The sequence below is a fragment of the Paenibacillus lentus genome, assembly GCF_042714055.1.
Classification (GTDB): domain Bacteria; phylum Bacillota; class Bacilli; order Paenibacillales; family Paenibacillaceae; genus Fontibacillus; species Fontibacillus lentus_A.
Window position 1 is genome coordinate 31,612 of record NZ_JBHGVC010000017.1, and the last position, 14,070, is coordinate 45,681.

At 46.3% G+C, this 14,070-nt stretch carries 15 protein-coding genes; all 15 read right to left on the reverse strand.

The features are described 5' to 3' along the window. Positions 1-5 precede the first annotated feature (5 nt). On the reverse strand, positions 6-1,502 hold the full coding sequence (locus tag ACE3MQ_RS24770; protein ID WP_379397812.1) for a hypothetical protein: 1,497 nt from the start codon (positions 1,500-1,502) through the stop codon (positions 6-8). Positions 1,503-1,504: 2 nt separating this feature from the next. Next, on the reverse strand, positions 1,505-2,593 hold the full coding sequence (locus ACE3MQ_RS24775) for a siphovirus ReqiPepy6 Gp37-like family protein (RefSeq protein ID WP_379397814.1): 1,089 nt from the start codon (positions 2,591-2,593) through the stop codon (positions 1,505-1,507). Between the two features lie 2 nt (positions 2,594-2,595). After that, positions 2,596-3,453, reverse strand: coding sequence for a phage tail family protein (locus ACE3MQ_RS24780; protein WP_379397816.1), 858 nt, complete (start codon positions 3,451-3,453; stop codon positions 2,596-2,598). A gap of 11 nt (positions 3,454-3,464) precedes the next feature. After that, positions 3,465-7,874, reverse strand: coding sequence for a phage tail tape measure protein (locus tag ACE3MQ_RS24785; RefSeq protein ID WP_379397818.1), 4,410 nt, complete (start codon positions 7,872-7,874; stop codon positions 3,465-3,467). 18 nt (positions 7,875-7,892) lie between these two features. Next, positions 7,893-8,414 carry a hypothetical protein gene (locus tag ACE3MQ_RS24790; protein ID WP_379397820.1) on the reverse strand — a complete coding sequence of 174 codons (522 nt, stop codon included), beginning with the start codon at positions 8,412-8,414 and terminating at the stop codon, positions 7,893-7,895. 65 nt (positions 8,415-8,479) lie between these two features. Then, complete coding sequence (locus ACE3MQ_RS24795) at positions 8,480-9,076, reverse strand: major tail protein (protein WP_379397822.1); 597 nt, start codon at positions 9,074-9,076, stop codon at positions 8,480-8,482. Positions 9,077-9,081: 5 nt separating this feature from the next. Continuing rightward, positions 9,082-9,459 (reverse strand): DUF3168 domain-containing protein, encoded by a 378-nt coding sequence (locus ACE3MQ_RS24800; protein WP_379397824.1) that lies wholly within the window; start codon positions 9,457-9,459, stop codon positions 9,082-9,084. 2 nt (positions 9,460-9,461) lie between these two features. Next, complete coding sequence (locus tag ACE3MQ_RS24805) at positions 9,462-9,848, reverse strand: HK97-gp10 family putative phage morphogenesis protein (RefSeq protein WP_379397826.1); 387 nt, start codon at positions 9,846-9,848, stop codon at positions 9,462-9,464. Next, positions 9,841-10,200, reverse strand: a complete 360-nt coding sequence (locus ACE3MQ_RS24810) for a phage head closure protein (RefSeq protein ID WP_379397828.1) — start codon at positions 10,198-10,200, stop codon at positions 9,841-9,843. Before ACE3MQ_RS24810 ends, ACE3MQ_RS24805 begins: the two co-directional genes overlap by 8 nt. Continuing rightward, positions 10,175-10,408, reverse strand: coding sequence for a hypothetical protein (locus ACE3MQ_RS24815; RefSeq protein WP_379397830.1), 234 nt, complete (start codon positions 10,406-10,408; stop codon positions 10,175-10,177). Before ACE3MQ_RS24815 ends, ACE3MQ_RS24810 begins: the two co-directional genes overlap by 26 nt. Positions 10,409-10,425: 17 nt before the next feature. Continuing rightward, positions 10,426-10,683 carry a head-tail connector protein gene (locus tag ACE3MQ_RS24820; protein WP_379397832.1) on the reverse strand — a complete coding sequence of 86 codons (258 nt, stop codon included), beginning with the start codon at positions 10,681-10,683 and terminating at the stop codon, positions 10,426-10,428. A 16-nt stretch (positions 10,684-10,699) separates the two neighbouring features. Next, positions 10,700-10,900: a hypothetical protein gene (locus ACE3MQ_RS24825; protein WP_379397834.1), complete on the reverse strand. Its 201-nt coding sequence runs from the start codon at positions 10,898-10,900 to the stop codon at positions 10,700-10,702. 77 nt (positions 10,901-10,977) lie between these two features. Next, positions 10,978-12,123 (reverse strand): phage major capsid protein, encoded by a 1,146-nt coding sequence (locus tag ACE3MQ_RS24830; protein ID WP_379397836.1) that lies wholly within the window; start codon positions 12,121-12,123, stop codon positions 10,978-10,980. After that, complete coding sequence (locus ACE3MQ_RS24835; protein WP_379397990.1) at positions 12,120-12,848, reverse strand: head maturation protease, ClpP-related; 729 nt, start codon at positions 12,846-12,848, stop codon at positions 12,120-12,122. Before ACE3MQ_RS24835 ends, ACE3MQ_RS24830 begins: the two co-directional genes overlap by 4 nt. Before the next feature lie 13 nt (positions 12,849-12,861). Then, entirely contained in the window at positions 12,862-14,070 is a 1,209-nt protein-coding gene (locus ACE3MQ_RS24840; protein WP_463140478.1) for a phage portal protein, read from the reverse strand.

Here is a 14,070-nt window from a genome sequence, read left to right on the forward strand (position 1 = left end):
TTGGCTTACTCGTAAGCCTTCCAATTAAATTCGTAACTAATGGTTCCGTACCCTATATTGCCTGAAAATCCATCGGGATGAATAGTTATTGGATTTCTGTAATCCCCCGTAGGAAAGTTAAAGGTGCGACCATAGTATTCTACTGTACACCCGTGTAATGTCATGTCATCTGGATCGTAAAGTTTAAACCAGTAATACGGTTCAAATGAAGAAGTATAAGTTGCATGTACAATGACTACTCTGGGTGTAAAATTTAAACCTCTAATTTCAAAATTTCCTCTTGTGCCGGGAACAGTCATCCCGCTACCGCTTGCCCACCTTTTACCTGTAACAATCTGTCCAATCTTATTAGCCAATGCTGCATTTGAATCATTCGCACTAGCAGGTACATTCTTGGATGTTATCGCGTTCGCAATGGCTTGTTTTTCGGCTGTGGTCATGCGCTCCAACAGGCCAACTACTCCAAAAATAGATACATCCTTGGGGTAGTTTCCCGCCGCTACAGCAAACGTTCCAGTTACATCCCCCACATCCGTATTAGCTGTTTTTCCTGATCTTATTTCCGAGGCAAGAGCTGTTCCACCACCCCCTTCACCCTGCAAGATAAAAGCCGAGCCACTGTACACGAGGGTGTAAACAGAGTTAGCCTTCAAGTTGCCAGCCGCTACCGCATTACCATTCCCTTTTAGAATGTTCTTGGCGCCAAGTCCGTTGACGTTTAGGGTTGCTGCGCCAGTATTCGCTGCATTAATACGAACAGTAACCCGAAGACCCTCTACAAGAGCGGTCGGAGCCGGAGTTGGTTTGACCGAGTACGCATTCCCGCTGTTGGTCGTAACACCATATCCACCAGTCAGCACCCTGTTATCCACGTAATCTGTCGTAGCAAATCCCTCGTCTTGTACGGACTTCATAAAATCTTGCCATTGCTGCTGATACTCTGCTGTCTTAGTGTTGAGCCACGCCTGAAACTGATTAAATATAGATGTTGTATCCGCCTGATCTATCAGGGCTGTAACTATCCCGCACACCTGATTATTCAATCGCTCGTCCGTGATGTTTTCAGGCTTAACAACTGTTGTGTTGGCTATAACTCTAATCTGCGCCAGACTCAAATCATAAATATTCCCCGATCTTACAAGTGCCGGAGGTTGCGGACTTGCGCTAGGAAGTCCCTGCACCACAAGCGCGCGAATAGCCCTTACAGGTGCTGATGTGTCCAGCCGAAGAATCACCCGGTCAATCCTATCCTGAGTCGTGGCTGGCTCTATGGGCATCGTTAGGGGCTCGTCATACACGCTATACATATACCCGTTAATCCAACCGTACCCAAGTTCTACGTTAACATTGGCATCCTGACCTGAGGCCGTAACCTTTAGTCGAGTGCCGCCTAAAAAGACACCATTGCCCACAAATCGCGCAAAGTATTCAGCAAACTCCCTGGCCGGGTATTCGCGCATGTCATCTGCCGTGCTATCAAAAAATCCAGATTTCTGCGGCAATATCATCCACTCCTTTTTACATTGTCCTCTAACTTATTCATTGCTGTTTTGATAGTGGGGATTTCATCACCTAGGACAATCTCCAGACTGCTCGCCGGTTCGTATATTTCCTTGACTTCGATTATCCGGCTGTCCATTGTTAGTCCCCACTTCTTGTTTTGCAAAGTTACCCGGTCGCCCAAATCCCAATCCTTTTGGTAGACAAAGCTGCCGGTATTCAGCACTTGGCCATTGTAAGTCGTTATTTGCTTATGTTCAGCAAGCTTCTGCTCTCCCATTTCGACCAGTTCCAGCACATCCTCCGCCGAACTGCAGTCCAGAAACACTTCCCTGCGATTCAGTCCGGCGCCGCTACCGACCAATTGGATCAGACGGTCTTCTTCCTCGCCCTTGCCGCCAGCGTAGCCAACATTTTTATATTGCAGATATGAGTCCATATACTGCTGAGATTTGATGTTATCAAACTCATGACTAAAAATAACCGGAGGAAGAACGGACTGCCCTGCCGTGAGGTTGCGCCCTTCTAGGACATCAAACACCCATTTTTTCATGGCGAAGTCAAGCCGTACTAACCAGCCGATATCGCACCATTCGGCAATCTCTTGCACCACAACATCCAGGGGCTCAAATCGTGTCTGCCAAGGTGTTTGCTTCCCCCGGCCTAGATCCTGAGCAATAGAAAAGACCGGGATGTTCCGGTCTGGATAAATACTATTCGTTAGGTGGTTAGCAATGTAATGCTTCATGACGGTTTCGGCAGAGCCGCGAATACGATCGTATGAATCGGTGACGGTTATTCTGCGATTCAGCACACCTCCAATAGTAGTCCCTTTGACTACCAGCGTTTCTATCCCCTGTTCGTCCTGGACAATATCCCGCTGTATGATGATACCGCATTTCTCGGGGTCATTCCCTACGACAATAACCCGGTCATTCTGCAGCGCCTCTAGGTTCTGTTTCCCAAGCGCTATATGCATTTCCCATTCTCCGGATCGGTAAAAACGTCGGGTAAACTGTAAACTCTCGTAGTCGTCAATTTCCCCAAGCAAATTAAATTCCGGATCCAGCACACGAACCGATGGAGCTGCCATTCTCATCCCCCCAAATACTTGTTATACCAGTAGATAGTAACCGTGGCAGCTTGTTGTTCCGACTCATATTCTGAACCATATTTGAGCATGTTCCGTCCGGGTTGTAACTGGAAGAAGGTGCTGCCGAGATCTATCCAATGAAAAACGTTCGTCCGGGTTCCGTCATCATTGAGCACCTCGACGCGCTTGTTACCAAAGGCAGTATTGATGATCAACGTGTCTTCTGCTGTTAACGTGTAATTGACTTTGATGTATTCCCCGGTCGTCTCGCTCTCCACAATAGGATTTGTTGCTGGCCCCTTGTAGTGGATTTCCACCGGCGTTTCTACATCACCAGAGTTTATAAATGTCCCACGATAGGCGGAAAACGCAAATTGAGTCGGAAGGCGTAACGAAAAGATCATTCCCCCTGACTCGAATCTTAGCCCCTTTACTGTCTGGTTTTCGTCGCGCCAGTATGGATCATTCGCTATAAAGTTGACGACAAATAGATTTGCGTGGACGTGCCTGTCACCGAACACGGGCCCTTCCTCCGGAATTGCCGATATCGCATAACTCTGAGCGTCATTAGTATAGACTAGCCTGCCGGGGCCTAACTTTGGATTAAGTATCCGGGTCAACTCTCGGCGACGCTCGTAAAGTTCTTGCTGACTTTTAGCATTGATAAATCCCTGCAACGGGATTTGCCGATCAGCAAGCTGTATATCAACAAATGAGGATCCGTCTTGATATGGTGACTTCGTACTCTTAATCTCTCCCGATACATTGGCCGTGCCATCGATTTTTTGAAGAACAAATGGCCCGGAGTTGCCGAATAACACAGATTCGCCCCGAGCATTCACAAACGTGACTCTTTGCAATTCGACACCTCCTAGAAGCCTAATAATCTTTGAGCTGTTTTTGTAGCTGCAGCCGAAACCGCAGACGGCGATGTAACAGGAGAGTTAAAATTATTGGTCACTGATACATTTGGCCTTATTACCTCGGTAACAGTGCCATGAATAACCGGTATTGATGAATTAGAACTTGATCCGGTATTTGAACCACCGCCACCACTAGAGGAACCAGATGATCCGCCGCCACCGACAGCGGGTGGCGATGCCATCAGAGCAAGTGCCGCTGATCTTGCAGCGTCGATTTGTGCAATCACTCCGGCGATCATGGAGGATATCTCGTCCACCTTTGGTTTAAACCCCGCTACCAACTTTTCACCCAGAGTCTGCCCTGCAGCCTGATAGCCTTCGCCGAATTCATCCAGGAGCACCAGTATTTCCTCTTGCTGGTTTTGGATGATCATCTTTTCGGCCTCCGCCTGTAAGGACTTGGCTTCTAACAGCTTGTTATAATGATCTTGAGCATCTAACAATTGCTGAGCGAGAGAAGCCTTTTGCGCGGCGTATATTGCGTTAATGTTAGCCTGCTGCGCTTCGTACTCTTGCTGCATGATCTCCTTCTTAGCGGCGAGTTGATCTTTGATGGCCTGTGTTTCTTCGGCAAGCTTGTCTTTGATTGCTTGTTGTTCTTCCTTAAGAGATTCCTTCTTGTCCTCTAGTTCCTGCTGCCGGTGCCGTTCGTTCATTTCGGCAATAACCTTGTTCAGCTCGTCTTGGAGCTGCTTACGGTTAAAGTCATCAGGCTCATATTCAATTTTAGCCTTCAAACGGTCAATCTTCTTTTGATCTTCCGCATCTAGTTCCTCGCGGCTTCGCTGCTTTTCGGCCTGATTAAGGGCATTGAGTTCCTTCTGGATCGCTTCAATCTGAGCATTGTAAACAGTATTGATACGCTCGATCTCGGCGTCCGCCGCCTTCTGTGCAGCTTCTACTCGTGCGTTATAAACGGTTTTGATCGCGTCGAGTTGCGACCTCTTCCATTCCTCATTGGCCTGCTGCTCGGCCTTTATGCGTTCCTCTTCGGCTTTCTTCTCGGCCTGATACTTAACCTTAAGAGCATCTTGGACGGCTTTAGCAAAGTTATTGATGCTGTCAACGTGTGCCTTTTGCTCCTCTGCTGCCAACTTGAGAGTTTCTAAATGATAATCCTTCTGGAGTTTAAGCCGCTCGTTTGTAGCTTTGCGGATTTCCTCGGTAATCTCCCGTTCAATTGTCCTCTTTTCCGCAGATGAATAGCGGTTGTCTGCCAGCACCTTCTCCAAGTAGTTTTTGTTCTGCCAGATTTGATCATTCAGCAGTTTGTCCTCTGCCTTAAAGCGGTCTTGCATGTCATCCTTGAGTTGATTGATATAGTCTTTGTGGAGCAGGATTTGTTCCTGAGTCAGTCCTTCCTCCAATTTCAGACGTTCCTCGGCAGACAATCCTTCTCTGGCAATCATGTCCTCATACTCAGCCTGCAACTGCTGTTTCGCATACTCAAAATTGGTTGTGCGAAGCTCTTTTTCTTTTTCGGCTATCTGCTTCTTAACATCGTAAATTTTTTCTTCGATGGCCATTCGCTCGTCGGCTGTCTTGACGTGAGCTTTTTGGATGGTTTGTAAAGTTTCTAACTCAGATTCGAGGGTCAACTGGTCGAGCCGCTTTTTATGTTCAAGTTGCTTGTAAGCTTCATCCAATGCTTCGTTGGAGTAGGATTTTGATTTAGTAGTTCCGCTGCCCTTGGTTACTTTACTCTTACTAGCTCCCGTTCCGCTTGGTAACTTTGGTATAGTTACAGTCGGAACTTTAATGTCGGACAAATTACCTTCTGCCATTGCCTGAAAGGCTGCTGCCTCGCCTCTCATCCTCGCTAACTCTTCGTTCATTTCAGCAAGTCTATTAGTTGATTCAATTGTGGCTTGAGTGATTCTGTCTTGAGCAACAGCGATGTCAATTGATGCTTCCAATTGGGCAACGGCGGCAGCTTTCGTTTCGATTGCCAACTGTTTCGTTTGCAGTGCGTCTGTCGCCTTTGCTTGTATACTCATCCACTCTACTTCAACTTCTTTGCGCTTGGCATCTGTCAGCCCTTCTGCAGCTCCTATATTTATTTCAGTAGCGGTTGCAAATTGAGGGAATATCCGAATTAATTCTTTGTACGCAGCATTCCATTCATCGGATCCTTTTTTCGCCGTTTTATATGCCCTAACAACTTCTTCGATGCTAGCAACCTCTTGACGCCTCACCGCGACTTGTTTAGCCATGTCATTTAATTCTGAAACTGTTTCCTTTTGTGCATCCTTTATTGCCTTGGTCAAATCACGATGTCTATCGGCGAGATTATTGAGGGATGCTGCAGCCATCTTTCCGTTATCATCTAAATATTGAAGCTCTACCCCAAAATATCGAGCATCTTCCTGTAGCTTTTTAAAAGTCACGCCTAATTCGTCAGCCGCCAGGATGAAAGCTCTGTTAAACCGCCCTGTTCGTCCCTCGTTGGATTCAGCTGCAACTTCAATAAATTTTTGGTAAGTCTCGGTTAGTTCTTCAAGTTTATCGATTTCCTCTTGAGTCTGATTAATCTGTTCACGGGAAATGCCATTTTGGATAATTTCCTGGTACCTTAATTTAGCTTCTGCCAGTTCCTCTGTTGCCCTCTTAGCATCTTCCATTGTTGATTTAATTTTAACAAAAATATCAATAAGCCCTGCTGCAGCCACAGCCGCTAACCCAATTGGAGTGCCGGCAAGAAACTTTATTTCGGTGCCTAACACCTTAACAACAGGTATGAGGGCAGATATATTGGTTGTCAGTTGTCCGGCAATAATTAACAATGGCCCCGCAGCTGCAGCCATCCCCAAAATTGTAATGATTGTACGCTGCATCTCGGGGTCAAGGTTCGCAAACCACTTTGCCCCCTCTTCGATACTCTTAAATAAAGGCTCCAGGGCATCTAGAGCAGACATTAACGCCGGAACAAGGGCGTCACCAAGCGTTATTGCAGCATCAACAAGCCTATTACCCAGTATTTGTAGTTGGGATGCTGTTGTTTCATACCGCTGGCTGGCTTCATTCGTCAGTGCCGTATTCTCTTCCCATGCTCTGGTGCCAAGTTCCATGGATTCCCGGAATAAATCCCCGGCATTGGATGCGCGAAGCAATGCGTCACGAACGCGAATTTCGGACAATTGAAGATCATCAAGTACGGCAAAAGTGTTCTCTCCCGCTGCTGACATTTTTCCCAATCCCTCGACAAAGGAGATCAAGGCACCGGCTGCGTCTTGCTGGAAAGCTGTTTTAAACTGGTCGGCAGACATGCCTGCCACAGCTGCGAATGTGTTTAGATTACTACCACCCGTCATAACAGCCTGGGACATTTCGATCATTACGCGGCTAAACGCCGAACCCCCGGCCTCCGCTTCAATACCTACAGAGGACAACGAACCAGCAAAGGCGAGTATTTGAGCTTCGGTCAATCCGATTTGCTTACCAGCCCCCGCAAGCCGGAGCCCCATCTGTACAATCTCACCTTCTGTAGTTGCTAAGTTGTTACCCAAATCAACGATTGTCGCTCCAAGTCTGTCAAAATTCTCTTGCGGCATCTGTGTGATGTTTGCCAGCCTAGCAAGTGACGTCGCCGCCTGATCGGCGCTCATGTTAGTTGCCACGCCCAAGTCAGACATGGTACGTGTAAAGCCCATAATGGCTTCGTTTTTAATCCCGAGTTGCCCTGCCGCTTCTGCGACACCAGCTATCGCCGTTGCAGATTGAGGTATTTCCTTGGACATTTCTCGGATACTATCGGAAATCCGTTGAAATTCTTCTTCTGTTGCGTCGATGGTCTTTCTTACGCCGGCGAAGGCAGTTTCATAGTCGATACTTGCTTTTGTTGCTGCTGCTCCTGCTCCTACGATTGGTGCCGTGACGGTCATGGTTAACGCCTGTCCAGCAGCACTCATTTGTTTGCCTACCGCATCCATTTTCTTAGCAGCTTCATCAAGCGTCTTGGATGCTTTTTCCCAAGCGGTTGTTTGCTTGTTGAGTGCATCCGTTGTGGACTTTAGCTCACTGTCTAACTTATTGTATTGAGCAACCGCCTTGTTCAATTTAATCTCAAGATTCTGTGTCTCGCGCGCATCTGTTCCCTTTGCTACTGCTGCGGCCTCGTGTTGCTGTTTTAGCTTTGCAACCCGCTGCCCCTGAATCTCTAACTGCTTGCTGAGCGAGTCGGCCTTTGTCTTCAAGCCTTCCTGCGACTTGCCATATTCTCCGAGCTTGCTGGAAGCTGCCGCAAATTCCGATTGTACAACCTTCATTTGCCTACCCAGCGCGGCCATAGACTGCTCAATGCCAGTGTCGTCAAGGGTTATCTTCGTTACTAGATTAGATACTTCAATATCATCTGCCATAGTTTCCCCACCTCCCGATTAGATGTATTGGTCAACCCAAGCCTTGGCCGCTGATTGTTCTGGCGACTCCTTTTCTTCCCAGCCATTCACCTTCTTGTGGATCGCCCACAACGCGAACAGTTTCCGAGGCGTACAAGACCAAAAAACCGCCTCGCTCATACCGAGCAAAACGGTTCCCCTATAGTAAAGCCAGTCCCATTCCCAACCCGAGTCATCAGCTTGTTGGGTCTGTTGATTTGTTGTCTGAACAGCACTTGAATCCGGCAAGGACAACGAAACTGCTTTGATTATTTTTTCGATTACTTCATATCTATTAGTCACATTAATCAATTGATCTACATAGGCGACGCTCAATGTGTCGTCCTCATGCCTTAATCCGAAATATAGCACCCTGGCCGTATCGTCAAACGCATCAAGACGCACGCTTTTAATCGCCTTCGTAAACGAGCCGTAAATTTGTTCCAATTCATATATCGCGTCCAGGTCATAAACAAGATGGCGGCGCTTGTCTAGATTAATCGTGACTTTATTAACCTTCATTCTCTTCACTCCCCGAAATAGTAAAAAGAGAGAAGGTTTATGCCCTCTCTCTCGAAAAAATGTAATTATGGTGTGGGAATAGTGTCTGGAACATCTTCTGGGACAGCATCGAACCAAGAAGCAATTAAGTCTGCGGTTTCAGGATTTTTACTATCAGCCCTGAACCTCCAGTTACCGTCATAAATTCGTTTAAGGAATTTCCCTGTAATCGTGGGAGTTTGAAAAGAAATCTCGCCTTGTTTGGTGGTGGCCTCTTCTGTTGGTAACTGGAATTTTCCTTTCAGCAGCCAAACATAGCGAACACTACCATCACTCATTGTCCTCTTATAACCAAGAGCTACTTCGGGAGCCTGGTCATCTGCATTGTCGATCAACATTCCTTTGCTATTTAGTCGTGATCCTAGCAATATTGCATAGTCCTCATAGCTAATGTCCGGGATTCCAATTTCTACATTAATTTCACCTAAAGAGTTAGCTGTTAAAATCGGGCCATCATTAGCATTGAGGGTTGCTGAGTTTATGGTCGGAGATACGTTTGCAGAGATCGCAAGCGCAAGTAACTTAGGATTGCTGTATTCCACTCCCTCTTTATCATCTTTCGTGCAAATTGCATAATAAATATCCTGTAAACCAACAGGCACTCTAGCTTTGTTTTCAGGCAAATTAATCAGCCTCCAATATGAGTTTTTGAATAACGTAAAACTTTGTGATAAATACCTTTTTCGTTCTCGTTGAAATCACGTGCTGCCCGCCGGAAAAAGCCAAGCTCGCACATCGTTTCATCTACCGCTTGGGCGATTGGATAAGTATTTCCGTTTGACCAAACATCTACCTGGAAATGGATCGAGCTGCTAATGGCCTTGTCATTTGCGAACTTGTTATCAAAATTGCTGAGTTCGAAATAAGTCACGTAGGGCTTTTCAACATTTGGGGATTGTTCTGGATATACTTTCACATCCCCCAAATCATCCCGCCCCAACAAAGAAGCAAGCGCCGCATTGGATTGCAGCGCTTGGGTTATGGTTGGTTTTAGATCAATCAACATTGTTACCGCATCCCTTCCCGCTGAACACTGGCAAGGAGTTGAGCCACACGAGCTTTGTTCTCGTGAAAGCTCGGGTAGATGAACGGCTGCGCCGGCGAATGCTCAGTGCCAAACTCTTCAAAATGCGCCCTCCATGCAGTTTTCTTGCCTGGGCCAATGGATACAACCCGAAGGCCATCAACTCGGCGCACCGGACTGACCCGGATATCATCGCGCATGTGCACGTGATCGATCTTACTGACGGCCACTTTCTCCCGCTGACCCTCCGCAAATATCTCGCCGCCTTCGCGCATTCCTTGGTTCTCCAAGCGGGCAATGCCCGAGGCGAGTTTGCGTCGAATGTCCGCAAGCATCTGCTCGTCGCCCTGCAACTCGATCCCGCTAGCCATTTGATACCTCTGAGACCATCAGGTGCGTCTCTGTGCGATCGTCGAAGACGTCATCAAGTACAGTCTTGATTTCGTATGTTCGATTATCCCTCTTATCAACCAGTCGCATATCCGGGCTTATTCCTTGTCGATAACGTATTTTATAGCGGACAGTTATTTCCGACTGGGCAGCATCCGCTGCAAAAAATTCTCGGCCACGTAATGGCTCGCGATTGGCCCATATATCAAACGGGAAAACATCCTCCCAATCTTTCGGATTGGGGATGGGGTAACCAGCATCATCTCTGGATCTCCCCTTTTTTTGTATGGCGATCTTACGATTAAGATCATTCGCCTGCAGTCGCTTCGCCATCGCTATCACCCGGTTTTACTTCATTTTCCTTTTTCTTGCTCGATGCTTTCTTATCACCCTTCTTCACGTCAACTACAGAAATAAACCCCTGCTTGAGCAGTTGCTCTGCCCGCTCTTCGCTTGGCGGCACATGCGACTCCCCCGGCCGGCAGTGTCGATGTTTATCGAACCGGTCAAGGAAATCCTTCTCGACCACGTATTTTGCCACCGTGCTCACCTCATTTCTCAGTATTTAAGTTGCAAAATGATGCTCGTCAACGAGCGTTCCACCCTCTCGGCTTCCTTATCATCATTCGCCCTCTCGCGATGTACCCGCAAGCAAACCGCAAGATCATACAGCTTCGAGTCTTCACCAGGTTCCGGCTTCTTGACACCTGCATTTGCAAGGTACTCCTCTGCAGCACCAACTAAAAGAGCGAGGACATCATCATCCTCGCTCCCATCAATTCGCAGATAAGATTTTATTAATTTCATGTCTTCCATTGCTCGGGCTCCCTTCCTACGGGGTAGGCACCCAGTCCAGAATAGCTACATAAAGCTTGCCGCTGGTGGTCAGTACTTCGAAGTTGTATTGTCCAGCAGGGTTATCTGAGCTGAACCACAGTGTCTCGTCGTCGTTAGGAATTAGGTTAACGCCGTCTTTTTTAATGTAAACTACTGCTCCAGCGGCGAGGGATATTCGATCTCCTGCACCATCCAACAGCTCGAACTCGGTATGATTAACACCTTCATGCTCGCCCTCTTGTCCTGTTGGATTCCATGTCGCTGGCGAAGGAGTTACTGCTTTTTTGCAATGCGGAACGCGGAATCTAGGCTACGTTGCTGGTCATACCATGCGGTTAGTACGAAAAGATAGTCACCGCTATTAACGTCCTTATCAGAGTCATAGACAATATCATCGTAGTTAATTCCGAAGTAGTTAAAATCGCCCACAATTGGGTGAACAGCAGCATCCGTAAACTCAACAGGCTTGCCTAACACTTTTTCGGGTGGAGCTTCATAAAGCGTTGCATTTCCATTAGCCAACACTTCGATGATGTCCATGTAATCTGTGAATGTCATATAGATTTTAGCGTTATCGCGATAATCTTCATGCAGATCAGCAATTGCAGCTTTGATGGCCTTGTACAACGTTTCTCCCTGAACCTCTTTTACTTTACCATTGTAAAATGTCATGTGTTCAAGACCGGCTTTAGGCGTTGTTGCAAGGGCGTCTTTCTTCTCCTTTGCAGCCAAACCAGAGCGCAAAGCATTCTCTACGTAACTCACTAATTCCAAATCAGATCCATGAATAACAGTATCAGAAATTTTGGCTTTAACCTTGAACTTGTAGCGTCCGTATTGGACGGTATCACCCTTCAACTCCATTTCCTTGGCTGTCTCTTCATCAGTAATAAAATCATCATCATCAAGCACATAAGAGATACGTGGAATTTCTAAACCCTTGATATTAGTTACCTTTGCAGCGTTGCGCAATTGGTTCTTTGCAAATGGTTCATGTACCAAGTCCTTAGTCATGGTAGTTGGAAGAAATTTGTCTCCACCAGTTGGATTGCCTGCTGGAATTGCGATCAGCGCTTTTGCCTCATCAGATACCGGGCGACCCGTTACAGCAGCGCGAAAAAATTCTGCTTTGGCAGCAATTAATTTTTGCTCTGGATCAGCGATTCCGCTAATGTTCATCGCTTTATTAGCTTTCAAATCAGCCTGCATCTTAGCTTTTTGTTCAGCTTCCATAGTATCGTGCTGCTCTTTGAGGATATCAAAGCGTTGTTTCAAATCATCTTTCGTTCTTTGCAATGCTGTAAGATCATCAGTTGATGCCGATGGATCAACAGCCTTTGCAGCCAACTCGCTCTCAGTCTTTTGCAGTTGTTGACCGACAGTTACTAGGTTTTGTTTCAATTCATACAGTGTTTTCATTTATACATTCCCCCTAAAATAGTTTCAATATATGCCGCGCCCGCCTTTGCCTCAGCGGCGATTCTGTTACGCAGTTTCTTTTCTTCATCTGTCATACCTTGTGCCTGTTGACTGATACCCCTGATAAGCGATTGAGGTACGTTTGAATATTGAGCGAATAAGCTTGCGCTGATAGATGCTGCCGCTTCGTTCGCCGGAAGTACCTCGTCACAAAGCCCATAAGAAAAAGCTTCATCAGCCGAAAGCCATGTTTCAGCGTCAAGAAGCTCTTCTAGTTTTTTCTCTGTTAGTTTATTCCCAGCTCGATCAAGGTACGTTTGACATGCAGATTTGCTAATCTTTTCAATATCATCTGCTGCCTTGCGTAATTCCTGAGCATTGCCAGAAGCCCATGTCCACGCATGGTGAACCATCATCATTGAATTCTTGTGCATATAAACTTTATCAGCACACATTGGAATAACAGACGCTATCGATGCAGCCAGCGCCTCGATATAAGCGTTAATCTTTGCTTTGTGCATTTTTAGCATATTGAAAATTGCAATCCCCTCAAATACACTTCCGCCCGGCGAGTTTATATGCAGATTGATTGTGTCGATATCTCCGAGTTCATCTAAATCTTTTTTGAACGTGATAGATGATACTTCACCGTATTCTTCCCATGCATACTTAGTAATCTCGCCATAAATAAAAATATCCGCTGATTTGTTTGCGGACATCTTCATTTCCCAAAACTTTTTATTCTGTTTTGTCACCCGTCTTCACCCCCTTCCGCTGAGTTGGATCCATATCTATTGGATAAAGATCGCCACTAACCCAAAGCTGCGCAGCCGCTCCACCCTTTGGCGGTAAATCCTCAAGCCTTCTTACCTCATCGGGCTCCATTCCACCGCCTCGAAGCATGACCTGATAAAACTGCGTTCTGGCCGCTGTATCCCCGCGCAATAATCCCCCAAGATTGAACTTGAAGTAATAGCCGCGCCGGCGCTCATCCGGCGTTAATAGCTTGCGGTTAAATTCCTGTTCATACTGGCGCACTATTGGAGTTAGAGCCATTTGGACAAACTGAATCATCATCTGCTCGTTGGAAGAATAGCCTTGCCCCTCCGTGTCGTTCAAGAACGATACTGGCACATTAAAAACGTTAGCAACCCGCGAACGTGTGATGCGCTCAGATGCTAACGTATCGGAAGCAAAATATTTTCGTTCAATTTCATCGATTTCCACACCGGGTTCTCGAAACAAGATCCCGCCGTTCTCCTGGTAGAACCTTTTGAGATCATCAATTATTTTTTGTCTTTTATCGTTATCGACATTAGTGCCGTACTTCAAGATAAAGCTGTCCTTCTTTTGCATTTCAGAAAGCGAAAACTCTTGTACAGCTTTATCATACTTCAAGGTGTTACCAAGCACCGACAAAGGGTTGATTCCCTTCCATCTTGACGAACCTGTTATATGCTTCACGTGGATCATGTTCATGTTGTGTATATAGTAGGTATTATCAGCAGCATGCACTTCATACCACAATTCGGAATCGTCAGCGTTTATAAACGGCGTAACATAAGTAGCATCAATAGGCGTTATTGATTCAACTTGCATTCTGATGTCCCGTCCTATCACTGCATAGCCGTTCCCCGTTTCATTCCTTGATACTTCCAGCTTATTGATTAGATCAAATCCCGACATGTTAGGGTTTGGGCTATTTATCAACACATCAGCCGTCTGACTCATTTCTGTGTCAAAGTCTTTATACAGTTTTAATGGAAGTGAAGACAGTGTATTGGCAAGACGCGAAATTACACTGAATATTGTCTCGTTTGTGGCTAGTTTTGAATTGTCAATTCCCCAAAACTTCCTACCAAACCAAGAGGAAAAATCAAATGTTACGCCCTTCCAAGCTGCTGCAGCTGCTCTCATTGAAGCCTTTATTCTATTCGTCCATTTCAA